Source organism: Nonomuraea sp. NPDC049421, assembly GCF_040677005.1.
In the GTDB taxonomy this organism is placed as follows: Bacteria; Actinomycetota; Actinomycetes; order Streptosporangiales; family Streptosporangiaceae; genus Nonomuraea; species Nonomuraea salmonea.
Map to the genome: position 1 here is coordinate 30,010 of NZ_JBFAQA010000048.1, position 24,637 is coordinate 54,646.

General features: G+C 72.3%; 17 protein-coding genes and 1 tRNA gene. 11 read left to right on the forward strand and 7 right to left on the reverse strand.

Going from position 1 to position 24,637, the window contains the following annotated elements:
• Positions 1–19 precede the first annotated feature (19 nt).
• The 7 genes from AB0K18_RS47475 to AB0K18_RS47505 all read left to right on the forward strand — a co-directional run bounded on the left by AB0K18_RS47475 (position 20) and on the right by AB0K18_RS47505 (position 13,068).
• Positions 20–1,909: an HAD-IIIC family phosphatase gene (locus AB0K18_RS47475; protein WP_364928882.1), complete on the forward strand. Its 1,890-nt coding sequence runs from the start codon at positions 20–22 to the stop codon at positions 1,907–1,909.
• Positions 1,902–2,141: an acyl carrier protein gene (locus tag AB0K18_RS47480; RefSeq protein ID WP_345397000.1), complete on the forward strand. Its 240-nt coding sequence runs from the start codon at positions 1,902–1,904 to the stop codon at positions 2,139–2,141. Before AB0K18_RS47475 ends, AB0K18_RS47480 begins: the two co-directional genes overlap by 8 nt.
• Positions 2,138–2,566, forward strand: coding sequence for a VOC family protein (locus tag AB0K18_RS47485; protein WP_364928884.1), 429 nt, complete (start codon positions 2,138–2,140; stop codon positions 2,564–2,566). The genes AB0K18_RS47480 and AB0K18_RS47485 overlap by 4 nt, the downstream gene beginning before the upstream one ends.
• 66 nt (positions 2,567–2,632) lie before the next feature.
• A complete protein-coding gene (locus AB0K18_RS47490) occupies positions 2,633–9,166 on the forward strand; it encodes an SDR family NAD(P)-dependent oxidoreductase (RefSeq protein ID WP_364928885.1) in 6,534 nt (2,177 codons plus the stop codon).
• Entirely contained in the window at positions 9,163–10,671 is a 1,509-nt protein-coding gene (locus AB0K18_RS47495) for a condensation domain-containing protein (RefSeq protein WP_364928887.1), read from the forward strand. The genes AB0K18_RS47490 and AB0K18_RS47495 overlap by 4 nt, the downstream gene beginning before the upstream one ends.
• A gap of 374 nt (positions 10,672–11,045) precedes the next feature.
• Positions 11,046–11,822 (forward strand): AfsR/SARP family transcriptional regulator, encoded by a 777-nt coding sequence (locus AB0K18_RS47500; protein WP_364928890.1) that lies wholly within the window; start codon positions 11,046–11,048, stop codon positions 11,820–11,822.
• A gap of 91 nt (positions 11,823–11,913) precedes the next feature.
• The gene (locus tag AB0K18_RS47505; RefSeq protein ID WP_364928893.1) at positions 11,914–13,068 is read left to right on the forward strand and encodes an inositol-3-phosphate synthase; all 1,155 of its coding nucleotides are present in this window, start codon (positions 11,914–11,916) and stop codon (positions 13,066–13,068) included.
• Here AB0K18_RS47505 and AB0K18_RS47510 read toward each other — a convergent pair.
• Positions 13,041–13,973, reverse strand: coding sequence for an aminoglycoside phosphotransferase family protein (locus AB0K18_RS47510; protein ID WP_364928896.1), 933 nt, complete (start codon positions 13,971–13,973; stop codon positions 13,041–13,043). The genes AB0K18_RS47505 and AB0K18_RS47510 overlap by 28 nt on opposite strands.
• 9 nt (positions 13,974–13,982) lie before the next feature.
• Positions 13,983–14,459, reverse strand: a complete 477-nt coding sequence (locus AB0K18_RS47515) for a carboxymuconolactone decarboxylase family protein (protein WP_364928899.1) — start codon at positions 14,457–14,459, stop codon at positions 13,983–13,985.
• Positions 14,460–14,594: 135 nt separating this feature from the next.
• Here AB0K18_RS47515 and sigJ point away from each other — a divergent pair, with 135 nt between their 5' ends.
• Positions 14,595–15,497, forward strand: coding sequence for an RNA polymerase sigma factor SigJ (gene sigJ, locus AB0K18_RS47520; RefSeq protein WP_364928902.1), 903 nt, complete (start codon positions 14,595–14,597; stop codon positions 15,495–15,497).
• Positions 15,498–15,501: 4 nt separating this feature from the next.
• On the opposite strand, the gene AB0K18_RS47525 is transcribed toward sigJ, so the two are convergent.
• Complete coding sequence (locus AB0K18_RS47525) at positions 15,502–16,062, reverse strand: TetR/AcrR family transcriptional regulator (protein WP_364928905.1); 561 nt, start codon at positions 16,060–16,062, stop codon at positions 15,502–15,504.
• A gap of 81 nt (positions 16,063–16,143) precedes the next feature.
• Between AB0K18_RS47525 and AB0K18_RS47530 the strand changes: the two genes are divergently transcribed.
• Entirely contained in the window at positions 16,144–16,914 is a 771-nt protein-coding gene (locus AB0K18_RS47530; protein ID WP_364928907.1) for an oxidoreductase, read from the forward strand.
• 2 nt (positions 16,915–16,916) lie between these two features.
• Positions 16,917–17,252, forward strand: coding sequence for a VOC family protein (locus AB0K18_RS47535; RefSeq protein ID WP_364928910.1), 336 nt, complete (start codon positions 16,917–16,919; stop codon positions 17,250–17,252).
• A 59-nt stretch (positions 17,253–17,311) separates the two neighbouring features.
• Here AB0K18_RS47535 and AB0K18_RS47540 read toward each other — a convergent pair whose 3' ends face one another.
• Complete coding sequence (locus AB0K18_RS47540) at positions 17,312–17,704, reverse strand: response regulator (RefSeq protein WP_364365612.1); 393 nt, start codon at positions 17,702–17,704, stop codon at positions 17,312–17,314.
• A gap of 116 nt (positions 17,705–17,820) precedes the next feature.
• Between AB0K18_RS47540 and AB0K18_RS47545 the strand changes: the two genes are divergently transcribed.
• Positions 17,821–17,892 (forward strand) — tRNA-Arg (locus AB0K18_RS47545).
• A 117-nt stretch (positions 17,893–18,009) separates the two neighbouring features.
• Here AB0K18_RS47545 and drmC read toward each other — a convergent pair.
• From drmC to drmA, 3 genes are read right to left on the reverse strand one after another with little or no spacing between them, the layout of a single operon-like run.
• Entirely contained in the window at positions 18,010–18,777 is a 768-nt protein-coding gene (gene drmC, locus AB0K18_RS47550; RefSeq protein WP_364928915.1) for a DISARM system phospholipase D-like protein DrmC, read from the reverse strand.
• The gene (locus tag AB0K18_RS47555; RefSeq protein WP_364928916.1) at positions 18,774–20,687 is read right to left on the reverse strand and encodes a DUF1998 domain-containing protein; all 1,914 of its coding nucleotides are present in this window, start codon (positions 20,685–20,687) and stop codon (positions 18,774–18,776) included. Before AB0K18_RS47555 ends, drmC begins: the two co-directional genes overlap by 4 nt.
• Positions 20,687–24,637 carry a DISARM system helicase DrmA gene (drmA, locus tag AB0K18_RS47560; RefSeq protein WP_364928918.1) on the reverse strand — a complete coding sequence of 1,317 codons (3,951 nt, stop codon included), beginning with the start codon at positions 24,635–24,637 and terminating at the stop codon, positions 20,687–20,689. Before drmA ends, AB0K18_RS47555 begins: the two co-directional genes overlap by 1 nt.

The following is a 24,637-nucleotide window of genomic DNA, read 5'->3' on the forward strand; positions in this document are numbered from 1 at the left end:
GTCCGGGGAAAGGTTGATCATGGACGCACTGCTGCAGGAGCTGCGGACGGCCGTCGCCGAGCGCCGCATGCCGCCGCCGCGCACCCGCCTGGCGCTGCTGGAGACGGCCGACCCCGCACTGGCCCGCCGCGCGGGACGCCTGCTGGCGGCACTGCCCTCGGCACTGACCTCGACACGGACCTCGACACTGCCCTCCACACCGGCCTCGCCGCAGCCGGGCGCCGAGGACGCGCCCGTCGTGCCGGTGACCGTGCTGGCGACGGCCACGATCGGCCCGTACGAGCAGATCCTGCGGGCCCAGCTCGTGGCCGCCGGCGTGCTGCCCGAGCTGACCGTGGGGGAGCACGGCTCGCTGGACAGGGAGCTGGCGACGGGATCGTTCGCCCGCTCGTCGCCGCGGTTCGTCAGCGCGCTCATGGACGAGTCCTTCTTCCTGCCGCGCGACTGGTCGGCCGTCGGCGTCACGGCCCTGGAGGAGCACGTACGCGCCAGGCTGGCCGCACTCACCCGGAGCCTGCCCACCGGCGGCCCGACGCTGATCCTGCACACCGTCCCCATGCCCGCCGAGCTGCGCGACGGCCTGGTGAGCCGCCAGGCCCGCACCCAGGTCACGAAACTCTGGTACGAGCTGAACGCCGCCCTCCTCGCCCTCGCCGAGCAGCACGCCGCCGTCGAGGTCGTGGACCTGGCCGGGCTGCTGGCCGAGGAGCCGTACGCGGCCCGCGACGACCGCACGCACCGCTACGGCGACCTGCCCTACACCGACGGCGCGCTGCTGGTGCTGGCCCGCGAGGTGCGCCGCGTCGTCCAGGCCGGACTCGGCTTGTCGCGCAAGGTGCTCGCCCTCGACCTGGACGGCACGCTGTGGGGCGGCGTGCTCGGCGAGGCCGGCGCCGGCGGCGTGCAGCTGGGCGGCCTCTACCCGGGCAACTGCTACAGCGCGTTCCAGCGGGCCGTGCTGCGGCTGCGCGAGCAGGGCGTCATCCTCGTCCTGGCCAGCAAGAACGACGCCGAGCCCGTCGAGGAGGCGCTGAGCGGGCACCCCGAGATGCTGCTGCGCGCCGACGCGTTCGCGGCGCGGGCGGTCAACTGGTCGTCGAAGGCGGAGAACCTGAGCAGGGTGGCCGACGCGCTCGGCCTGCCGCCGTCCGCGTTCGTCTTCGTGGACGACACCGATGTCGAACGCGCCGAGGTGGCCGACCGCTTTCCCGAGATCGGCGTCGTCTCGGCCGCCGGCGACCCCGCCCACCTGGTCAGGAGGCTGCTGCGGACCGGCTGGTTCGACGCGCCGTCCCTCACCGACGCCGACCTGCGGCGCGCCGACCTCTACCGGGCGCGGGCGGAGCGGGCCGAGTTCTCCGACGGGTTCGAGGCGGCCGCCGACTACCTGCGGGCGCTGAAGATCGAGGTGGAGATCGCGCCGGTCACGCCGTACACGGTGGCGCGGGCGGCGCAGCTCGCCGCGCGGACGAACCAGTTCAACCTCACCGGCGTCAGGTTCGGCGAGGCCGAGACGGCCGAGCTGGCCGCGCGCCCCGACCACCTGGTGGCGACCGTGACGGTGTCCGACAGGTTCGGCTCCGACGGCGTCGTGGGCGCGCTGTGGGCGGAGTGCGGCGCGCGTACGTGGCGGGTGCTCAACCTGGTGCTGAGCTGCCGGGTGCTGGGACGCGGCATCGAGACGGCGATCGCCGCCTGGCTGTCCGAGCAGGCCGCCGAGAGCGGCGCGCGGACCCTGATCGGCCGGTACGTCCCCACCAAGCGCAACCGGGTCGCCGCCGCCTTCTGGACGCAGGCCGGCTTCACCAGGGACGGGGACGGCGACGGCTCGTTCGTCCTCGACCTGACCACCGGCACGGTGGACCTGCCCGGCTGGATCACGATGAGCGAGCGGAGCGGACATGAGTGAGCAGGTCAGCAGGGTCGTGACCGAGGTGCTCGCCGAGATACTCGGCGAGGACGCCGGGCGGCTGCGCCACGAGGACGTCCTGGCCGAGCGCGACTGGGACAGCATCAGCTCCCTGGAGGCGCTGGCCCAGCTCGAAAGCCGGCTGCGGGTCACGCTCGACCTGCGCGAGTTCCACGCCGTACGGACCGTCGGCGACCTCACCGAGCTGGTCGGCCGGACGACGGCCGCATGATCCTCGGCATCGACCACATCGGCCTGGCCACCCCGGAACCGCTGCGGAGCGGCGCGTTCCTGGAGGCGCTCGGCCTGTCCCCGGTGGACGGCGGCGTCGCCGACGACTACGGCGTCAGCTGTGAGTTCTGGCGCCTGCCCGGCCAGGGCCCCGACATCGAGCTGGTCTCACCGGCCCGCCCGAACTCGGCGATCGAGGGCAGGCTCGCCGGTCAGGGCCCAGGGCTCTACCACGTCGCGTTCGTCGTGGACGACGTCGAGGCCGAGCTGCGCCGGCTGCGCGGGAGCGGGCTGTCCCCGGTGGACGCCTCCCCGTGCAGGGGCGCCCGGCCCGGAATGACCGTGGCCTTCATGTACGTCCCCCGCCCCGCCGCGTTCCTCGTCGAGCTGGTGGCGTACCAGGAAAGCGCGGAACGGCGCGTATAGGCGGCATATTGCGGGCCCGCACAGAATGCCGAGCGGACCTCGATAACGACGGAAAAGGGGCACCCGGTGCGTTCCAACGAAGAATTCGTCGCGATCATCGGAATCGGCTGCAGGCTTCCCGGCGCGCGCGGACCGGAGGAATTCTGGCGGCTGCTCCACGACGGTCGCGACGCCATCGGCGAGGTACCCGCCGACCGCTGGGACGCCGGCGCCTACTACGACCCGACGCCCGCCACACCGGGCCGGATCAACAACCGGCTGGGCGGCTTCATCGACGGCGTGGACGAGTTCGACGCCGAGTTCTTCCGGCACTCGCCGCGCGAGGCCGCGCGTACCGACCCGCAGCAGCGCGTCCTCCTGGAGGTCGCCTGGGAGGCGCTCGAAGACGCGGGGCTGCCCGCGCACCTGCTGGCCGGCTCGCGTACGGGCGTCTTCGCCGGCGTGCACTTCAGCGACTACGAGTGCATGGAGTCGGCCGACTCCCACGACAACGACCTCTACTCGATGCGCGGCACCGCCCGCAGCGTCATCGCCGGCCGCCTGTCGCACGCGCTGGCCCTCCAGGGCCCCAGCATGGTCATCGACGCCGCCTGCTGCTCCTCGCTGGTGGCGCTGCACCTCGCCTGCCAGAGCATCCGGCGCGGCGAGGCCGACCTGGCGCTGGCCGCCGGCGCGAACGTGCTGCTCGACCCCGGCATCAGCGTGTCGTTCTCGCGGGGCAACATGCTGGCGCCCGACGGGCGCTGCAAGGCGTTCGACGCCTCGGCCAACGGGTTCGTGCGCAGCGACGGGTTCGGCGTGGTCGTGCTCAAGCCGCTGTCGGCGGCCCTGGCCGACGGCGACCGCGTCTACGCCGTGGTACGCGGCGGCGCGGTCAACAACGACGGCCAGACCGGCGCCTCCGCCGGCACGCCCAGCCAGTCGGGGCAGGAGCAGGTGCTGCGCGCCGCGTACGCCGACGCGGGCCTGACCCCCGACCGGGTGCACTACGTGGAGGCGCACGGCACCGGCACGGCGGTCGGCGACCCGGTCGAGCTGTCCGCCATCGCGGCGGTCTTCGCGGCGGGCCGCCCGGCGGACCGGCCGGTCAAGGTGGGCTCGGTCAAGACCAACATCGGGCACACCGAGGGCACCGCGGGCATCGCCGGCGTCATCAAGGCCGCGCTCAGCCTGCACCACAGGACGCTGCCGCCGTCCCTGCACTGCGCCGAGCCCACCCCTGCCTTCGCCTGGGACCGGCACGCCGTCCGGGTGCAGCGCGAGCTGGAGCCGTGGCCAGACGACGCGCCCACCGCGGCCGGGGTCAGCTCGTTCGGCATCACCGGCACGAACGCCCACGTCGTCCTGGAAGCCGCCCCCGCCGCTGAACCCGCCCCGCCAGAGCCGCCGGTCACCTCACGCGGGCTGCTGCTCGCCCTGTCCACGCGGTCCAAGCAGGCGCTGGCCGACACGGCGAGCGCGTACGAGGAACTGCTGGCCAGGCCGGACGCCCCCGCCGCGCAGGACGTGTGCCGGGCGGCGGCCACCCGCCGCAGCCACGAGCCGCACCGGCTGGTCGTGCACGCCGGGTCGGCCGCCGAGCTGCGCGAGGCGCTGGCCGCGTTCAAGGAGGGCCGATCCAAGGCGGGCACGGTCACCGGCCGGGTGCCCGCGCGGCCGGGCAAGGTGGCGTTCGTCTTCCCCGGGCAGGGCTCCGAGTGGCCCGGCATGGGCGCGGAGCTGCTCGCGTCCGAGCCGGTCTTCCGCGCCGCGATCGAGCGGTGCGACGCGGCCGTGCGGCGGTGGAGCGGCTGGTCGGTGCTGGAGCTGCTGTCCGGCCCGCCGGAGCGGATGACGGCGCTGCCGATCGACGTGGTGCAGCCGGTGCTGTTCTCCGTGCAGGTGGCGCTGGCCGCGCTCTGGCGGTCGTGGGGCATCGTGCCCGACACCGTGATCGGGCACAGCATGGGCGAGCTGGCGGCGGCCTGCGCGGCCGGCCGGCTCTCCCTGGACGACGGCGCCCGCGTCATCTGCGCCCGCAGCCGGCTGATGGCCACCACGGCGGGCCGGGGCGGCATGGCCGTCGTGGGCCTGGCGCACGAGGAGGCCCGCGCGCTGGTGGAGCCGTACGCGGGGCAGGTCTCGGTGGCGGCGCTCAACGGCCCGTCCACCACGGTCGTCTCCGGTGACCGGGCCGCGATCGACAAGATCGTGGGCGAGCTGGAGGGCGGCGAGGTCTTCTGCCGCCGCATCGACATCGACGTCGCCGCCCACAGCCCGCACATGGATGCCCTGCGCGACCTGCTGCGCACGGAGATCACCGGCGTCGGCGGCGAGGCCGCCACGGACGGCCCTGCGTTCCACTCGACCGCCGACCCCGAGGCGGAGCGGCTCGACGCCGCCTACTGGGTGCGCAACCTGCGCGAGCCGGTGCGGTTCTGGCCGGCCGTCGAGCGGCTGGTGGCCGAGGGACACGACACGTTCGTGGAGCTCAGCCCGCACCCGGTGGTGCTCGGCGCGATCGGCCGCGGCATCGAGGCCGACCTGCTCCTGCTGCCGTCGATGCGGCGCGACGAGGGCGTGGAGGTGGCGCTCGGCTCGCTCGCCCACCTGTACGTGGCGGGCCACGAGCCCGACTGGCGCGCCCTCTTCCCCGGCCGGGGCCCACACGTGGACCTGCCGCGCTACCCGTGGCAGCACATCGGCTTCCCGTGGAAGGACTCGGCCAAGGCCGGGCGTCCCCGGCACGGCACGGCCGGTCACCCGCTCCTCGGCGCCCGCATGCAGCTCGCGGCGCATCCCGGCACCGAGTTCTGGGAGTCGTGGCAGGACGTCCGCACCACGCCGTACCTCGCCGAGCACCGGGTGGACGACATGGCCGTCTTCCCCGCGGCCGGCTACGCGGAGATGGCGCTCGCGGCATCGGGCGGCGAGCCGGTGGAGCTGACCGACCTGATCTTCGCCGCCGCCCTGACCCTGCCCGACCAGCGCACCACCCAGGTCCAGCTGGCACTGGCCGGCACGGGGGAGCAGCGCGCCTTCCAGATCTACAGCGACCAGGGCGACGGTGCCTGGACCCTGCACGCGAAGGGCCGCCTCCGCCCAACTCCGGCCACAGAACCGGCCACAGAACCGGCCACAGAAGCGCCCACGCAGCCGGTGGTGCCCGAGGGCTGGGCGGTCATCGGCGCGGACGACTTCTACCGGGAGTGCGCCGCGCGCGGCCTGCGCTACGGGCCGAGGTTCCAGCGGATCCAGCGCGTGCACCGTGCTCCTGGCGGGAGCGAGGCGTGGGCGGAGCTGTCCGGCTTCGACACGGTGACCGCCCCCGGCGACCCGCACGTGGTGCACCCGGCGATCCTCGACGCCTGCCTGCAGACCGTCCTCGCCACGCTGCCGGACGGCACGGACACGTACCTGCCGGTCAGCCTCACACGCCTGCGCCTGCACGGCGCGCCCGCCGACGGCTGCCTCGCCCACGCGAGCCTCGGCGCCGACGGCCGCGCCGACCTCAAGGTGTGGAACCCGGACGGCACGCTCATCCTGGAGGTGGACGGCCTGGCGATGCGCCGCCTGGGCGGCACGGACGACGCCACGGAGAAGATGACCGAGGCCCGCTACGAGATCGCCTGGCAGCCGCTGCCCGCCCCGCCCCGCATGGAGACCACCCGCCGCCTCCTGCTCCTCGACGCCCCCGGCGGCACGCTGCACGAGACGCTGACCGCCCGCGGCCACACCTGCGTCAGGGTGCACCCCGGCCAGACGTACGAGCGGGTGGCCCCCGACCACTACGTCATCGACCCGGCCGCCCCCGCCGACTTCGCCCGCCTGCTCACGGACACCGCCGCCGACTACGGTCTGGACGGCGTCATCCACGCCTGGGGCGTGCTTCCCGGCGACACGGGGAGGACGGGGGAGCAGGACCGCGCCCCGGACACGGGAGCGGCCACCGCCCAGGACGCGGCGACGTCGGACGCGGACGTGCTGGCCGGGGCGCTCGCCCTGGCCTGCGGCGGCGCGCTGCACCTGGTGCGGGCCCTGGCCGGCGCATCGACCCGGCTGTGGATCGTCACCACGGGAGCCGTCGCGGTCAGGCAGGGCGAGCTGCCCGACATCGTGCCGGCGTCCCTGTGGGGCTTCGGCAGGACCGTCGCCCACGAGCACCCCGAGCTGCGCTGCACCCTCGTGGACCTCGAACAGGGCCGCCCCGACGCGCTCGCCGACGAGCTGGCGGCCGAGGACGAGGACCAGGTGGCCTGGCGGCACGGCGAGCGGTACGCGGCCAGGATGCGCCGCCTGCCGTACCCCGTACAGGAGGACGACGAGACCGTGCGCGGCGCCGAGCTGCTGCGCGGCGGCGGCAGGTTCCGGCTGGAGATGCCCGCGCCGGGCCCGCTCGACCGGCTCCGCGTCACCCCCGCGGAGGCGGAGCCGCCCGCGCCCGGCGAGGTCGAGGTCGAGGTCGAGGTCGCGGCGCTGAACTTCAAGGACGTGCTGCGCGCCATGGGCGTGCTGCCCGCCGCCACGACGGCCGCCCTGCCGCTCGGCATCGAGTGCGCGGGCCGCGTCACCGCGCTCGGCCAGGGCGTCGAAGGGCTGTCGGTGGGGCAGCGGGTGGTCGCCATCACCGACTCCTCGCGCGGCTGCGTGGCCTCCCACGTGCACGCCGACGCCCGCGTGGTCGTGCCGCTGCCCGACACGCTGAGCTTCGAGGACGCCGTGACGGCGCCGATCGTCTTCCTGACCGCGTACTTCGGGCTGGAGCGGCTGGCCGGCATGGGCGCGGACGACAGGGTGCTGATCCACTCGGCGAGCGGCGGCGTGGGCCTCGCGGCCGTGCAGCTCGCCCGCGCGGCCGGCGCCGAGGTGTTCGCCACCGCCGGGAGTGAGGAGAAGCGCGCCTACCTGCGCGACGAGCTGGGCATCGAGCACGTCATGGACTCCCGTTCCGTGGACTTCGCGGCGCAGGTTCGGGAGCTGACCGGCGGCGAGGGCGTGGACATCGTGCTGAACTCGCTGTCCGGCGACGCCATCGAGGCGGGCCTGGCGGCGCTGCGCCCCGGCGGCAGGTTCGTGGAGCTGGGCAAGCGCGACATCGAGGAGAACACCCAGCTCGGGCTCGCACACTTCGGCAGGGGTCTGTCGTTCTGCTCGCTCGACGTCGAGGCGCTGTTCCTGCACCGGCCCGAGCAGGTCGGCGCGGCGCTGCGGGAGCTGATGGGCCGCCTCGCGGACGGCCGGCTGAGCCCGCTGCCCAGGGAGGTGCACCCCGTACGGGCGGCCGGCGCCGCGTTCCGCCGCCTCGCCAGGGCCAGGCACGTCGGCAAGGTGCTGGTGTCCATGGAGCAGGAGCCGTCGGGCGACCTGCCGGTCCGCGCGGACGGCAGCTACCTGGTCACCGGCGGCCTGGGCGCGCTCGGCCTCGGCACCGCGCGGGCCCTGGCCCGCGAGGGCGCCGGACACCTGATCCTGCTCGGCAGGCGCGCGCCGAACCCGGAGACGGCCGCCGAGCTGAACGGACTGCGCGCGGCCGGCACCGCCGTCACCGTGGTACGCGCCGACGTCGCCAGGCACGCCGACCTGGCCCGCGCCGTCACCTCGGCCCTGGCGGGCGCGCCCCCGCTGCGCGGCGTCGTGCACGCGGCAGGCGTGCTGGCCGACCGCACGCTGGCCCAGCTCACCTGGGAGGACTTCACGACCGTGCTCGGCCCGAAGGCGCTCGGCTCCTGGAACCTGCACCGGCTCGCGGCCGGCGCGCCGCTCGACTTCTTCGTGCTGTTCTCCTCCGTCGCGGCCCTGCTCGGCAACCCGGGCCAAGCCAACTACGCGGCGGGCAACACCGCCATGGACGCGCTCGCCCACCACCGGCGCGCCCACGGCATGCCCGCCACCACGATCAACTGGGGCCCCTGGTCGGACATCGGGCTCGCGGCCCGCCCCGACCGCGGCGGCCGGCTGGAGGACCGCGGCCTGCCGAGCTGCACCCCCGACGAGGGCTATGACGCGCTCATGCGGGAGCTGGCGGCGGGCGGGCCCGCGCAGGTGGCGATCACCCGGTTCGAGCCGGGCCGCTGGGCGGAGCTGCTGCCCTCGGCCGGGCGCGGCTCGCTGCTGCGCGACCTGCTGGCCGTCCCCGACGACTCCGGCGCGGACCGGGCCGGCCACGACGGCAAGGGGCTCAAGGACGAGCTGCTCGCCGCCGCGCCGGACCGCCGCGCCGGCCTGCTCGTCGAGCACGTCACCCGGCAGATCGCCAAGATCACCAGGACGGACCCCGCGCTGCTCGACCCGGAGGCGTCGGCCACGTCGCTGGGCGTGGACTCGCTCATGGCGATGGAGCTGCGCCAGGCCATCGAGTCCAGCACGGGCGTGGTCGTCTCGACGGCCCGGCTGCTCGGCGGCGCGACCATCGTGGAGATCGCGAGGTACGTCGAGTCAGGTCTGGCCGAGGCGCACGCTCCCGCCCAGGCCGCCGGGTCCGGTCGTGCCGAGGCGCACGCCCAGGCCGCCCGGCCGGTGACCGTGCCCGAGCTGCGCCCCGAGCAGGTCGACGACCTGTCGGACGGCGACCTCGACGCCGTGCTCGGTCAGTTGCTGGCCGGCGGGGAGAGCACCGCGTGACGGGCATCGCGGACCTGCTCGACCGGCTCGCGCCGGAGGAGAAACGCGCGCTCGTACGCGACCTGCTGCTGCGCCGTGCGAAGGGCGACGAGCTGTTCCCGCTCTCGCACGGCCAGCAGGCCATGTGGTTCATGCACCACGTCGATCCCGGCAATCCCGCCTACAACGTCCCGTCCGCGTGGCGGGTGCTGACCCGGCTGGACCGGGCGGCCTTCGACGGCGCGCTCGCCGACCTGGCAGCCCGGCACCCGATGCTGCGGACGACGTACGTGGCGCTGGAGGGCATCCCGTTCCAGCGCGTGCACCCGCCGGCCGGGCAGGTGCGGCTGGAGTCGTACGACGCCCGCGACCTCGGCGAGGACGCCTTCGCCGCGCTGCTCACCCGCGAGGCGATGCACCCGTTCGACCTCGCGGAGGGCCCGGTGCTGCGCTGGCACCTGTACGACCGCGGCGACGGCGGGCAGGTCCTGCTGCTCAACGGCCACCACATCGCCCTGGACGCCTGGTCGGCCTTCCAGTGCCTGGACGAGCTGGGCGTGCTCTACACCGCCAGGCTGCGCGGCGAGCCGCCGGACCTGCCGGAGGTGGGCGCCCGCTACACCGAATACGTCCGCCGGCAGGCGGCCCTGCTGGGCGGTCCCGAGGGCGAGCGGCTGGCCGCGTACTGGCGGAGCCGGCTCGCCGGGCCGCTGCCCGACCTCGGGCTGCGTACGGACCGGCCGCGTCCCCGCGTCCGCCGCCAGCGCGGCGACCGGTGCCCGGTGTCGTTCGACGCCGAGCTGTCGGCGGCGCTGCGCCGCCTGGCCGACGCCGAGGCGGCGACGCTGTTCGTGGTGCTGCTGGCCGGCTTCTACACCCTGCTCTACCGGCACACCGGGCAGGCCGACCTGCGGGTGGCGACCCCGACCGCGCACCGGGAGCAGGCCGCCTTCAGCCAGGTCGTCGGCTATTTCGCGGACTCGGTGGTGCTGCGCGCCGACCTCGCGGGGCCGCCGTCGTTCCGCCTGCTCGTGCGGCGCGTACGCGACGGCGTGCTCGACGCGCTCGACCATCAGGACCTGCCGTTCGCGGTGCTGGTTGACCTGCTCAACCCCGAGCGTGACCCGAGCCGCCCGCCGCTGTGCGAGGTCAGCTTCGGCATGCAGAAGTCGCACCGCGTCAGGTTCCGTCAGGCGCGCGGGCCGGAAGGGGTGTCGCTGTTCGGGCTGCGCTCGGCGGACGCGCTCGTGCTCGACCTCGGCGACCTCGTGCTGGCGCCGCATCCGCTGTCGCACCCGACCTCCCGCTACGACCTCGACCTGCAGCTGCACGAGACGGACGGGACGATCGCGGGCGCGCTGACGTACGACACCGACCTGTTCGACCGGGCGACCGTCGAACGCCTGGTGAGCAACCTGCGGGTGCTGCTGGCCGCGGCCGTCGCCGACCCCGACGCGCCGCTGTCCCGGCTGCCCATGCTGACCGAGGAGGAGCAGCGGCTCATGCTCGGGTGGGGCGCCGGCTGAGCGGCTCCGTGCGCGCAGAACGGGGGCCTAGACCTACCCCCGGCGTAGGTAGATGCCCCCGAATTCGGGTGGCGGTTTCACCACCGTCACCCTCCTGACTTCACCTGTCAGGAAGCCGCGGGTCATCGCCGGAGATGAGTCAACGTCATATTCTCCGATGGCCTGCGGTTTCACCACCTCTGCCGGAACATCATTCCGGTATATTTCAAATATGCCGGTCACGCTTATCCGATGGGCCGTCGCTCCCTGTGATGACGGCCTTTTCTCGCGATTTTCAGTTGTCAAGTAAAAGGTTGTCCGCGATTACAGCTTTCCTTATCGGAAGATGGCAATCTGGGAGTGTTCGAGCATTCCGGTAAACAAGGGGGTGCCACATGGAGTTCCGGCTCCTGGGGCCGGTCGAGGCCTGGAGTGGCAGGCGTACCGTTCCGCTGGACGGGGCCAAGTTACGCACCGTGCTGGCTGCGTTGCTGTTCGCCGAGGGCAGGCCGCTTTCTGACCAGAGAATGAGCTACCTGCTGTGGGGTGAGCAGCCGCCCACGACACCGGGCGCGCAGATCTGCACGTACGTGTCCCGGCTCCGGCACCGGCTGCAGAAAGGCAGCCTGGAAATCACTCGTGAAGGAAGTGGTTATCAACTGGTCACCGGACAATGGGAAGTGGACCACCGGAAATTCCAGACCCTGGCCGACCAGGGCGCCCGCCAGCTCGGCGCCGGAGAATTCATCCAGGCGGAGAGCACGCTCAGGAGGGCGCTCGCGCTGTGGCGCGGCCCCGCCCTCTGCGACGTGACCGGGCAGCTGTCGGCCGCGGAGCTCCCCGGCTTGGAGGAGAGCCGCAGGACGGTGCTGGAGCGGCACATCGACGCCAGGCTGGCCCTGGGCATGCACGTGGAGCTCGTACCCGAGCTGACCGGCCTCGTCAGCGAGGACGCGCTCAGGGAGGGGCTCAGGACCCAGCTCATGATCGCGCTCTACCGCTGCGGCCGACCGGCTGACGCGCTCCAGGTCTACCAGCAGGGACGGGAGATCCTCGCCGAGCACCTGGGCGTCGCGCCGGGGGAGGAACTGCAGCGCGTGCACCAGGCGATCCTGACCGGAGACTCCGGGCTCGACCACCCGGACGTGCTCAACCTGCGAGGCGCCGCCTGACGGGGGCGGAGCCGCTGGACATATAGCTGAGGTATGGCCGCGCCGTCTAGGTTCCCCCTGACAAGCCACACGGGGGGACGGGAGACGGACGGTGCGGACGGGGATCTGGCTCATAGGAGCACGGGGGTCGGTGGGCACGACGGCGACGCTGGGAGCCGCCGCCATGCGCGCGGGTCTGGTGGCGCCCACGGGGTGCGTCACCGCGCGGCCCGACTTCGCCTCCGTGCCCCTCACGGAATTCGGCGACCTGGTGTTCGGCGGGCACGAGCTGGTGGACACTCCGCTGCTCAAGCGCGCCGAACAGCTGGTCGACGCCCGCGTGGTGCCCGCGGGGCTGCCCGCGCTGGTCGAGCGCGACCTGCGGGCGGCGGAGGAGGAGATCCGGCCCAGCCCGCTCGCCACCGCGCCCGACCAGCGGACCGCCGTCGAGGAGGCGGCCGCTCACCTGGCCGGCTTCCGCCGCAGGAACGGCCTGGACACCGTCGTCGTGGTCAACGTCTCCTCGACCGAGGCGCCGCTGCCGTACGAGCTGCCGCAGCACGCCACCCTCGACGCCCTGCGCCACGCGCTCGGCACGGACACCGCGGAGCTGCCCGCCAGCTCGCTGTACGCCATGGCGGCGTTCACGGCCGGCTGCCCCTACGTCGACTTCACGCCCTCCACGGGAGCCAGGCTGCCCGCCCTGGCCCAGCTCGCCGAGGAGCGGCGGGTGCCGTACGCGGGCCACGACGGCAAGACCGGCGAAACCCTGGTGAAGTCGGTGCTCGCACCGATGTTCGCCAGGCGGGCGCTGCGCCCGCTGTCCTGGTCGGGCACCAACCTGCTCGGCGGCGGCGACGGCGCCACCCTGGCCGAGCCTGACCGCGCCGACAGCAAGATCCGCTCCAAGCGCCGCATGCTCGCCGAGACCCTCGGCGAGGACGTCCACGACGCCGTGCACATCCATCACGTGCCCGACCTCGGCGACTGGAAGACGGCGTGGGACCACGTCACGTTCGAGGGCTTTCTGGGCGTGCGGATGACCCTGCAGTTCACCTGGCAGGGCTGCGACTCCGCGCTGGCCGCCCCGCTGGTGCTCGACCTCGCCCGCCTCACCGCCGCCGCCCACCGCGCCGGCCGGCACGGGCCGCTCGCGGAGCTGGCGTTCTTCTTCAAGGACCCGCTGGGGACGCGCGAGCACGGCCTGGAACGTCAGTACGACACCCTGGTGACCTGGGCTCACTCCGTGAGCAGCGCCGCCAGCTGATCGGCCAGATCGAGGAGCGGCGCCAGATCGTCCACCTCGCCCGCCCTGGACGCCCTGAAGCCGTGCCTGCGCCCGTGGAACGCCCCCTGCACCGCGTGGAACTGGGCCCACCGGCGCACCCGCTCGCGGTCCAGCTCGGCCGTCTCGGCGAAGACGTCCAGCGTACGGAGCAGCGCCTTGCCCAGGTCGCCCGACTCAAGCAGCTTCAGCACCAGCGACTTGACCAGCGGCCCCACGTCATAGGCGGGGTCACCGGCGTAGCCCTTGGGATCGACGGCCAGCCACGGCTCCCGCTCGGCCCGCAGGATGTTGCCCGGATGCAGGTCACCGTGGATGAGGATGCCGGGCTGCGCCGCCCCCACCTCGCGGACGGTGGCCACGGCGGCGTCCACCACGTACGCCGGCATGGTGTGCGGCAGCTCGGCCGCGTCCCTGCGCAGCTCCTCCACCCAGGCGCCGGCCCGGTCGTGCAGACGCGGCAGGTGATCCGGCGCGGGGACGGCGAGGCGGCGGCTCAGCACCCCCGCCACCGTCACCATCTCCTCCACGTCCCCGGCCGTCGCCAGGGTCCTGGTGTCGGCACGTTCGAGCAGCATGGCGTAGCGGTCGTCGGCCCGCTCGTACAGCATGACCGCGCCCCGCCCGCCCCACGCCGCGAACGCGTCCGGCTCGTGCACGTTGCCCGGATGCGGGAACGACACCTTCATCACCGCGGCCCCGCCGCCGGAACGCCGCACAGGCACGATCACACCGACCCCGCCGTGCAGCACCTCACCGTCCGGCACACAGCTCCATCGGTGGAGAAGCCCGTCGACGATGGCGGGCAGCTCGGCGATCCACGCCGCCCCAGCCTCACCCTCACGCGCGACGGTGCCCTGCGCCAACCCCTCCGGAATACGGATCATCCGGGCACACTATCGCGTGTAGTTCTGCCCCAAGGGTTTTCCGGGCACCGGCTTGGCGATGAGCGCGACCGGGATGAAGAAGCACATCTGGGCGATCGCCATGGTCAGCGTCCACAGCGCCTTCTCGTCGTAGTGGACGGCCGCCCTCGCGAACAGCTCGTCGGGGACGCGCTCCCCGTACGGGTTCGGGGTCAGCACGGCCTCCACCAGCTCCAGCGCCGCCCGTTCCGCGTCCGTGAAATGGGGGGCGTCCCGCCACGACGCCACCGCCGTGATCCGCTCCTCCGCCTCCCCGGCCGCCCGCAGCTCGCCGGTCTGCCGCACCGTGTGGTAGGTGTTGCCGACCAGCTGCCCGGCGCGCAGCTGCACCAGGTGCACGGTGGTCTGGGGGATGGTTCCGTTCATGACGGCCTTCGCCATCGCGCCGGCGATCTCGCCCACCTCGGGGATGAACCGGGCGGGATCGGGCAGTCGCGACTCGGACATCACAGAATTCCTCTCCTCGGATGTTCGTACGGGAGTCCGACGACGCAGCCGGGCGAAATGTGAGCCTCACATCTCCGCGCCCTACGTCGTCATCCTTGGTGAAGACCCACGGCACACGAGGGGACCGGCCACGACATGACCACGCCCGACCCGAGCCTGATCGGCGAACGACGCCAGCTCATCAGCCTCGCCTACCGCCTGCTCGGCTCCCTGGCCGACGCCGAGGACGTCGTCCAGGAGACCTACGCCCGCTGGTACGCCATGCCGGACGAGGAACGGCAGGCCATCGAGGTGCCGGCCGCGTGGCTGACCAAGGTCGCCGGGCGCATCTGCCTCGACCTGCTCGGCTCGGCCAGGGCCAGGCGCGAGCGCTACGTGGGGGAGTGGATCCCCGAGCCGCTGCCCGAACGTACGGACTGGATCACCGCCGGCTCCGCCGGCTCCGCCGACCCAGCTGATCGCGTCACCCTCGACGAGTCGCTCAGCATGGCCTTCCTCGTCGTGGTCGAGTCGATGACCCCGGCCGAGCGCGTGGCGTTCATCCTGCACGACGTCTTCCGCTACCCCTTCGCCGAGGTGGCCGAGATCGTCGGCCGCACCCCCGCCGCCTGCCGCCAGCTCGCCTCCTCCGCCCGCCGCCGCATCACCGCCGCCCAGCCGCCCGAGACCACGAACGCGCGGCGCGCCGGCGTCGTCAGGACCTTCAAGCGGGCCTGGGAGTCCCAGGACATCGCCGCCCTCATCGGCATCCTCGACCCCGCCGCCACGCTCACCGCCGACGGCGGCGGCCTGGTGCCCGCCGTCCTCGAACCGATCCGCGGCGCCGCCGCGATCGCCCGCTACGCCCTGGAGATCACGGAGATGATCCCCGCGCTCTCGCTCACGGAACGGATGGTCAACGGCCGGCCCGGGCTGGTGACCGAGCGAGAGGGCCGGACGGTGGCGGTGATGGCGTTCGAGGTGGCGGGCGACCGCATCACGAACATCTGGGCCGTACGCAACCCCCACAAACTCCGCGCCTGGACCCCCGCGACCTGATGGGTCAGCGGCGTAGGCCGTCGAAGAAGATCGTGGTGATGCGTACGGCCTCGTCCTTCCACCCCGCCGTGGCCCGCATCCCGCAGACCCCGCCGAGCGCGCGCAGCACCGTACGCCCGCCGACCCCCTCACGCAGCGTCCCCGCCGCCACCCCCGCCGCAAGCAGCCGATCGAGAGCCTGCGCCATCTGCGTACGAGCCTCGTCGAAGACCGGCGAATCGGTCGCCATGATGCTCTCCAGCGCCACGGCCATGCCCTTGCCCACCCCCGCGTGCTCCACGAGCAGCAGCAGGAACCGCCGCAGGGCCTCCTCGGGGGCGTACCGGCCGAGGTGCTCGTCGGCCGCGCCGCACAGCTTGGCGACCTCGTCGCGATAGACCTCCTCCACCAGGGCCTCGCGGGTCTCGAAGTGGCGGTAGAGCGTACCGACCGCCACCCCGGCCCGCCGCGCGATCTCCTCGACCTGGATCTCGGCCTCCCCACCGAGGAACGCCTCGCGCGCCGCGGCCAGGAGCGCCTCGCGGTTGCGCCGCGCATCCGCGCGCATCGGACGTGAGGACGTCACCAGCACCTCCCTAAGGTGAATCAGACTCCGTTTGCTGTAGTGTTACCGGAGTCCGATTCACTTTAGCTGAGGAGCAACCCCATGACCGTCGACGAGGGCCTGCACGGCCTGCGCGTCCTGATCACCGGCGGCAGCCGCGGCCTGGGCGCCGCCACCGCCCGCCGCTTCGCCGCCGCGGGCGCGACCGTCCTCACCGCCTCCCGCACCGAACCCACCGAGGGCCTCCCCGCCACCTTCATCCGCGCCGACCTCGCCACGGAACAGGGCGTGGCCGCCCTCGCCCAGCAGGTCATCGACACCGTGGGCGGCGTGGACGTCCTGGTGAACAACGCCGGCGCCACCACCCCGCTGACGCCCACGTTGGAGCGCCCCGACGAGTACTGGCGCAAAGACCTGGACATCAACCTGCTCAGCGCCGTCCGCCTCGACCGCGCCCTCGTCCCGGGCATGGCGGAACGCGGCTCGGGCGTGGTGGTGCACGTCTCCTCCATCGCCAGCCGCACACCCCAGGACGGCGACATCTCGTACGCGGCCGCGAAGGCCGCACTCAACGCCTACAGCCGCGGCCTCGCCGCCGAGGTGGGCCGGAGCGGCGTACGGGTGGTGTGCGTCCTGCCCGGCTTCATCGCCACAGAAGGCGCCATCGCCCACCACCAGGAGATCGCCGACGCACAGGGCATCACCCTGAAGCAGGTGCAGCAACAGATGGCCGACCACCTCGACATCCCCATGGGCCGCCCCGGCGCCCCCGAGGACGCCGCCGAACTGATCGCCTTCCTCGCCTCCCGCCGCGCGAAATGGCTGACGGGCGCCCAGTTCCGCGTCGACGGCGGCATCATCCCGGTGGTGTGACCATGCCCTTCACCCTGGCCTCGATCGTCATCGACACGGCGGACCTGGAGGGGGAGAGCACGTTCTGGCACCACCTGCTGGGCGGCACCCTGACTCGCACCCCCACCCACCACTTCCTCCAGGCAGAGGGCTTCCCGGTGCTCGTCCTCCAACTGGCCCCCGACCACGTACCACCGACCTGGCCGACCCCGGCGATCCCCCAGCAACTACACCTGGACCTCAGGACAGACGACCTCGGTGCGGCCACCCAACGGGCCCTCGACGCCGGCGCCCACCACGTGACGTCCAACGTCTATATGAGCCCCTCCGGCCACCCCTTCTGCCTACGCGAGGGCTGACAAGGAAGGCGGCCACCCCTTCCCGACCCAGCGACTTCGGAGACTGGGGGGCACCGCGCTCAGAACGTCTTAGCCGCCCCAGCCGCCAGATCCCGCACCACCTGGATCAACTCGGCCGGATCAAACGGCTTGGTCAGGTACGCATCCACCCCGATCCCCCGACCCCGCACCTTGTCATCATCCTGCGCCCGAGCCGTGATCAGCACCACCTTGATGTGCCGGGTGGCATCATCCGTCCGCAGCCGCTGCGCCGCGGTCCAACCGTCCAGGCGCGGCATCATCACATCGAGCGTGATGACATCCGGCATGACATCCAGCACCCGATCAAGGCAGTCCTGCCCGTCGGTGGCGGTCACCACCTCGAACCCCTCCAGGTCGAGGTTGACCGCGATCAGCTGCCTGATGACCTCGTCATCGTCTACGACCAGTACTTTCCCAAGAGCCTCACCCACGGCCGCCAAGCTAACCCGTAGCTGGGCGGTCACGGGTGGTTTTCACGGGATGCGTTCATGGAGTGTTATCTGGTGCGTAGTGGTCCCGGGATACTGGTAGCCTTGTCACCTGTTGAGCCCCCTTAGCTCAGGGGATAGAGCACCGGCCTCCGGAGCCGGGTGCGCAGGTTCGAATCCTGCAGGGGGCACACTGTGATGTCGCACGACATCGGAAACCCTCGAACCTGCGGTAGGGCCATAGGTTCGAGGGTTTTCCTTTACCTTCTGGCCTCGCTCTCCGCGGAAGTATCAACGTCAGCCACAGCTCAACTCAGGCGTCGCAACACGCCGCGGGCGCGCAGGCGGGCGACGTGCTCAGCCGCCCGTCGCGGCGCTGGGCCGCCCCTGACAAGCAGTCCGGCCTCGATGTTCTTGGAGACTCCCGACTGGGTCAGGTTGGCACTGGACACCAGCAGCACCCGCTGGTCGGCGACTGCTAACTTTGCGTGCATCTTCGCGCCCTGTTCCGCGCGCTCGCCCACCGGCCAGTGCCACAACTGGACACCCGGCAATGCTGCGAACGCGTGCGCCGGCTCGGCACCGTTGAGAGCCGACCCCGCACCTTGCAGGGTCTCGACGACCACGATCACCGACACGCCGCGTTCGAGCGCCCGAACCAGCGCGTCGAGCAGCGGCTGGTAGGCCGTTGCCGAGTAGGTCATGAGGATCAGCTCGTGCGTTGCCTCGCCGGCCACGTCGACGAGCACCTGCGCGGTGGATCGGACGGGCACGGCATGCGTGGCCGGCCCGGTCCACACCGGCTCGACCGTGGTGGTGGCCCGGTGCCGCTCATAGCCGGAAGCCACACCGTGAAGGTAGATCGCCGTCTCTTCGTTCGTCATGCGCGACGCCAGCTGCGCGGACAGAACGCTCCGCGCGACAGCGGAGAAGTCAGGCAGCGGCACCGCGTTGATGATCCCGGACGCCGGGCCGCCTTCGGCGATCCGGTCGGCCAGGGTGCGCAGATGCACCGGGCCGAGGCGCTCCACCGCGTCCGCCGCGGTCTTTTCGAAACTGGAGTGGACCCCGCTCACGGCAGATCGCGATAGAGGGCCAGGGCCGGATCATCGATCGGCACCACGAACCTGCGGTCGAGGAACCGGTTGCCACGCTCGCAGGTGGTCTCCGAGACGAACAGGCAGACATGGCAGGCCGCGCCGTGGAGGAAGTCCTCCGGCTTGCGGGGCAGCCGCTCAGCGCACAGAGGGTCGGAGGAGCAGCTCCTGGCCTCCGTGAGCGCGCGGCGGGTGAGCCGTACGAGTTCGTCGGGCTCAGCGAGGGACACCAGGCCGCCCAGGGTGCCCTCGGCGTCCGGCACGGCCGTGTAGATCAGTATCCCGCTGCGCGGGTCGTCCTCCGTGCCCGCGTAGATCCGCTCGGCCAGGCTGGCCGAGTTGTAGCCGCATTCGAGGGCGATCGTACGGATCAGCAGGTGCGACAGCGTGTGCAGCGCGTAGTAGCGGGGCACCGGCCAGTAGTTGTATCGAGTCTCCTCGTTGAACGGCTGGCCGGTGCGAGCCGAGTGGCGGTATTCGCGGAACCGGCCGTACGCCTCCTTGTGCAGCCTCATGGCCTCCGAGCTCTCCACCTGCTTCTCCCAGCGGGCGAGGAGATCCTCGGGCAGCCGAAGGAAGATGCCTTCACCGCGCACCTCGCTCGCGGGCACCCAGGTGGGCTTGGACCGGGCGAGTGGCACCCGCTTCACGGCCTTCGGGTCTTCCTGGTCGGGTGCGTCGAGCCTGGTGAAGCCTGTCATCGCGCGCACTTCCCGCAGCCGCGCGACCTGGAGGACGTCCGAGTAGAAGCTCTTGAGCAGCGGCGGCACCGGCTCGTCCGGGTTGCGAAAGGCGGTGAAGTCGTCGGTCGGCGGCGGCAGGTGCGCGCTGGAGAAGACCTCCCATTCCGGAGTGAGCAGGTCGGGGTACTCGTCAGCCCCTTGATCCTGCTCGGCGGCCTCCTCGCCACGGTGCCGCTCGATGGCCGCCCACAGCTCCTCGTCGCCCCACTTCTCGAACTCGAAGGACAGCGGCGGCATCGAGCGCACAAGCGGCAGCATGTCGAGCCCTTTGACGTGCTGAAGGTTGGCCCAGAACTTCGCCACCTGGCCGTCGAGTTCGCTGCCCCCGGCCTTCGGCAGGGCGAGGGCTGAGAGGGTCTGCGCGAACCACTGGTTGGACGCGCCCACCACGAGCATGTGCGGCTGCTCCGGGCAGCCGGTGAACGTGCCGAGGTGCGGATGGCGTCCCCGGCACCCGGGGAGCCGCTCTCGGCCGCGCTTGCCCATCGCCTCCCTGATGTTGCGCTCGGCCCTGCAACGCTGGCAGACGATGCGCACGTTCGCACCGATGTTCCCGCCCCGGTCTTCCATCAGCAGGTTCGGCTTGGCCGCGACGGAGCAGGGCGCACCGTGGTGCACGAACTCCAGGTACGGGAAGTCGTCCAGGTGTCCGTCCGTGCAAGCGAGGACGAAGCGGGCACCGACCACGAGGCGTTTCCGGTTTCCCTTGCCGCACTGGTGGTAGAACCGCGCCTCGTGCGGCTTGTTCGGCTTGTCGTTCTCGAACTCGAACGCTTTGGAGTCGACGCGGGCCAGCAGATTGCAGGCAGTGCACCGCATCCACCCCGGAAAGGGGACGACGGGCACGCCGGTCCTCGCAGCCTCGCCGTTCGGATGGGAGTCGGTGCCGGGCAGCCAGGGCGCGGGCCGCAGCTCACGGACCGTCTTGCCCAGCAGCCTCTGTACGGCCGCCAGCAGCCGCGGCTCGGTGATGAGCGCGGAGTTCCGCTCCGGGTCCTCTGACCCCTTGTACTGCCAGTCGTCGAGGCCCTTCACCAGGACGGAGAAGTTGGGCAGGTCGACGAGGGACCCGACGCCGGAGGTGAACATCAGGTGGCTGGGCCGGACCGCGCCGACCCGGCGGCGGTAGAGGGAGAACTCCGCCATCACTTGCCCTTTCCGTCCATGGTGGACACGCCCATCTCGTCGCCCACCGGCTCGTCGGTGTCGCCGTCAGCCGACTCGGCCATGAAGCTCCACTCCGGCGCGTTCACTGGTCCGAGGAAGATCTCCCCGCCGCCTGGCAGCAGCAGGTTCACCTCGTTCTCCGTCTCCCGCATCGAGTTGCCGACCGTCAGGGTGTCCCACGGGCCGTTGCCCGCCCGGTGGATGAGGCCGTCCACGATCTCCTTGGAGTTGCCCTTCTTCCGCTCGTAGCCGAGCCGTGCCGGCCCGTCCTTGGCGTCGTTCCACTTGTCGATCAGGGTCTTGAGCCGCTCGTCGAGGGCCTGCCTGCCACGCGGGCCGCCGGCCACCTCCGCCCGTCGCAGGAAACGTTCGATGATCCGGCCGACGGTGTCGCCGTCGAGCGCCACGTCCTCCGCGTCGCGGTTGCGCGAGTGAGTCTCCTCAAGGTTCCGTACGGCCGCGACGAACGCGCCGGTCGTGCCCCGGTCGAGTGCACGGGCGGTGTACGGAGTGACCGACAGCGCCTCCACCTGCCGGTAGAACGTGGCGTGGTAGTGCTCGAAGTCCTCGTAATGGGCGAGGTCACGCGGCCGGGACCAGTTGTAGAGCGTGACGACGAGACCGGGGCGGGACGCGTCGCGGCCGACCCGGGAGGACGCCTGGATGTACTCGGCCGTGTTCTTCGGCTGGCCCGTCACCACCATCAGCCCGAACCGGGACACGTCGACGCCCACCTGGAGCATCGACGTGGCGAGCACGACGTCGACGGGCGGCCTGGCGGTACGCCGCAGGCTGCGCAGCGCGCGATACCGCTCGGCGAGAGGGTGCGCCCGCCGGCGCTTCGCCTCGTCCTTCTCCTTCATGACGTCGGCGATCTCCGCCCGGCACTCCCGCAGGCGGCGTGAGGTGTCCAGCTCCGGGTCGAATCCGATCTCGAGCTGCTTGAGCACGTCGCTGATGTCTCCGGAGGAGATGCGTGAGGTGAGCTCGACGATGTTCAGCAGGTCCGTACGGCTGAGGAGCCGATCGGACAGGCCCTTGCTCCTGCCGTGCGTCCTGATCCGGGTGGTGACGTCGTCGTCCAGGTAGCGCCGCATGCCCGCGAGCTCGCGCGTCGCGTTGAAGTAGCCGACGAGCGTCATGTAGGGGTCGGCGGGCTCGCCGTGCCGGTCGAACAGCGTCTTCCCGGCCAGCAGCAGGATCTCGGCGAGCCGGATCTCGGCGGACTTCAGACGCACGCCGTGGGCGCACACGCCGAGGTAGCGCCGCCCGGGATTCTCCCGGGTGATCGGGACCTGCCGGGAGAAGAACGTGTCGGTCACGTCGATGACCTGCGGCGGGAACACGGCGAGCTCGCGGCCGAAGATGCCGAGCACCTGCCGGTCCGCCCGCTTGGTCGTCGCGGTGGACGCGATGATCTTCGGCCCGGTCTGCCCGCCGGCGGCGTTCCAGGTGCACAGCTCGTCCACCGCCGCCTCGAAGAGGCCGACCACGGTGCCGAGCGCGCCGGAGATCAGGTGCAGCTCGTCCTGAATGATCAGATCCGGCGGACGGAGCCGGACGACCGGGCGGCTGTCCACCTTCGGCAGCCGGCCCTTGGCGTGGTGCCTGCCGCCGCAGCTGATCAGGTCGTCCATGTCGTCGTGCCGGTAGCCGTGCCGGGGGCAGCGCCGGCTCACCCGTCCGAACAGGTGACCGGCGAAGCCGCGCCAGGGGAGCTGCGCCAGCTTGTCGACGGTCGCGATGACGAGGCTCGGCACCAGCCGGTAGATCTCCTCGTCCACGGTGAGGATCGGCAGCCCCTCGCGCCGTGCGTACGCCTCGTCGTCCGTGGCCACGCCGGGCAACGCGCGCAGCATGCGGTCCTCGCCGATGCGCGAGAACGGGCACGGCTCGGCGTCGCCCTCGTTGCCGCGCCCGCAGTAGAGCAGCACGCGGCGGCGTTCCTCGTCGATGTCCAGATTGGCGCCCGCGACCAGCTTCTCCCCGCACCATGGGCAGGACAGCGTCTGCAGGACGTTGGTCTTGCGGCTGTCGGGAGCCTCCCTGGCCTCCTGGATCTGGTCTCTGGCCTCGATGAACCAGTTCGGCGAGACGGCACTGCCCACCCACAGGCCGATGCGGAACGGCTCCTCGCCCCACGTCTCCGGGGCCTCGCGGCGCAGCACCTCGCAGGCGCACACCAGCGCGGCGGCCCGCTGGAACTGCTGGGCGGTGAGCAGCCGAAGCGTGTAGCGCATCAGCACCGCCACGCCGTCCAGGCCGCTGCGCGCGTCCTCTCCTGCGCCGACCACCTTCTGCAGGCGCCGGATCGCGAAGGTGTACGCGGTCAGCCCGAGATAGGCCTCCGTCTTTCCGCCGCCGGTCGGGAAGAACAGCAGGTCGACCGTGGCCGTGTGGTCGGCGGCCCGCTCCGGGTGGGCGGGGTCGGTCAGCGAGGGCAGGTTGAGCAGCATGAACGCGAGCTGGAAGGGCCGCCACTTCGCCGCGTCCGCTCCTTGCGCCTCCACCGCCGCCATGGCCTGGTGGAAGGTGAGCCCCTGCTCGTCGCGGAGCCTGCCCACGGCCGTACGGCGCCGCTGCAGCGCCATGGCCTCGTTGGCGAACCTGAACGCCGCGAGCGCCTGCTCATGCCCTTCCGACGTGCTGTCGGCGATCAGGCTGATGCCGGCCCGGATGCGCTCGGCGGCTCCCCGCGCCTTCCCCACCGCGACGACGGCCGCCTCGCGCAGCGGCTCGGGCAGCTTGGGTATCTCCCGCTCCTGCTCGTCCAGCCAGGCCGAGTAGCCGTCCGCCAGCGGCGCCAGCCCGCTCGCGAGCGCCTCCCGAGAGGCTTGCGCCAGCGCGTCCATGGAGAGTTCGACGCCGTCGAGTCGCGTACCTTTTCCCACCGGTGCGACCGTCGCCGGCACGTCGTGGAACGGCAGCCAGGTGGTCCGCAACCGCGTGGCCCGGCGCTCATCGGGAGCCACCTCGGCGTGCACCGCCACGTTGCGGCCGACCGCGTACCTGCGCTCGTCGCGGTAGAGCAGCCGCAGGTGCTTGTCCTCCAGGTCGTCCTCGTCACCCTCGCCGCTCTCCCGAGTGCCGTCCAGCGGGTCGTCGATCGGAAGGAAGACGTGTTCGGGGCCGCCGGGCGGGGCCGTCACGACGAGCTCGGTCTGGAACAGCCATGCGGTGTCCGAGATGCTGTCGGGCTCGACCTGCTGGTTGATCAAGGTCAGTTCGACGACGCGCCGGCCGTCGCCCTGGGGCCGCACGGTCACGGCCAGCAGGACGCCGGGGTCATCGGCACGTTCCATGGTGAGGGGGATCTTCTGGGTCGGCTGGTCGAGCCGGACGGGCTCGGGGTGCTCGACCTGTTTCCGGCCCCAGACCCGGGTGGTCTGCTGCCGGCCCTTGGCGTCCTCCACCTGGGTCTCCAGCCTGGCGTACTCGCCCCAGCGAGCGGTGACCACGAGTGCGTCGAGATCGGCCGGGACGGCGAACGACAGGCCCATGGAAGACGCCCACAGGCGGCCGAGGTTCTGCGGGGTGAGCACCTGCGGCAGCTCGCTCTCGCCGCCGTCGCCCTCCGCGCCGATCTCGGTCTCCGGCAGCTCGCCGGCGTCCTCGGCGACCCGCTTCGGCGACGGCTTCGGGCCCAGCATGCCGACCAGATAGCGGTCGCGCGGACCGTTCGACCCCCGTGGCAGCTCCTCGAGGTCGCCCTCGTACGGCCCGAGCAGGTCACGCTCGACCAGTTTCTGGAACGCGTCCCTGACCTCGAACGACGTGACCGGCCGGAAGTCCTGCGGCACGTCGAGCGGATGTCGCGCCGCACTCACCGGCGGGCCGGCGGCCTGCCCCACCTCAACCTCGGTGCCCCCGCCGAACAGGTCGCCCTGGTCGGCTCCCGCTGTGAACAGCTTCTCCTGCCGATCGAACAC

Excerpts from the sequence above, each read along its gene's own strand:
- AB0K18_RS47475 (WP_364928882.1), top strand. The coding sequence starts at position 20 with ATGGACGCACTGCTGCAGGAGCTGCGGACGGCCGTCGCCGAGCGCCGC.
- AB0K18_RS47480 (WP_345397000.1), top strand. The coding sequence starts at position 1,902 with ATGAGTGAGCAGGTCAGCAGGGTCGTGACCGAGGTGCTCGCCGAGATA.
- AB0K18_RS47485 (WP_364928884.1), top strand. The coding sequence starts at position 2,138 with ATGATCCTCGGCATCGACCACATCGGCCTGGCCACCCCGGAACCGCTG.
- AB0K18_RS47500 (WP_364928890.1), top strand. The coding sequence starts at position 11,046 with ATGGAGTTCCGGCTCCTGGGGCCGGTCGAGGCCTGGAGTGGCAGGCGT.
- AB0K18_RS47510 (WP_364928896.1), bottom strand. The coding sequence starts at position 13,973 with ATGATCCGTATTCCGGAGGGGTTGGCGCAGGGCACCGTCGCGCGTGAG.
- AB0K18_RS47515 (WP_364928899.1), bottom strand. The coding sequence starts at position 14,459 with ATGTCCGAGTCGCGACTGCCCGATCCCGCCCGGTTCATCCCCGAGGTG.
- sigJ (WP_364928902.1), top strand. The coding sequence starts at position 14,595 with ATGACCACGCCCGACCCGAGCCTGATCGGCGAACGACGCCAGCTCATC.
- AB0K18_RS47530 (WP_364928907.1), top strand. The coding sequence starts at position 16,144 with ATGACCGTCGACGAGGGCCTGCACGGCCTGCGCGTCCTGATCACCGGC.
- AB0K18_RS47535 (WP_364928910.1), top strand. The coding sequence starts at position 16,917 with ATGCCCTTCACCCTGGCCTCGATCGTCATCGACACGGCGGACCTGGAG.
- AB0K18_RS47555 (WP_364928916.1), bottom strand. The coding sequence starts at position 20,687 with ATGGCGGAGTTCTCCCTCTACCGCCGCCGGGTCGGCGCGGTCCGGCCC.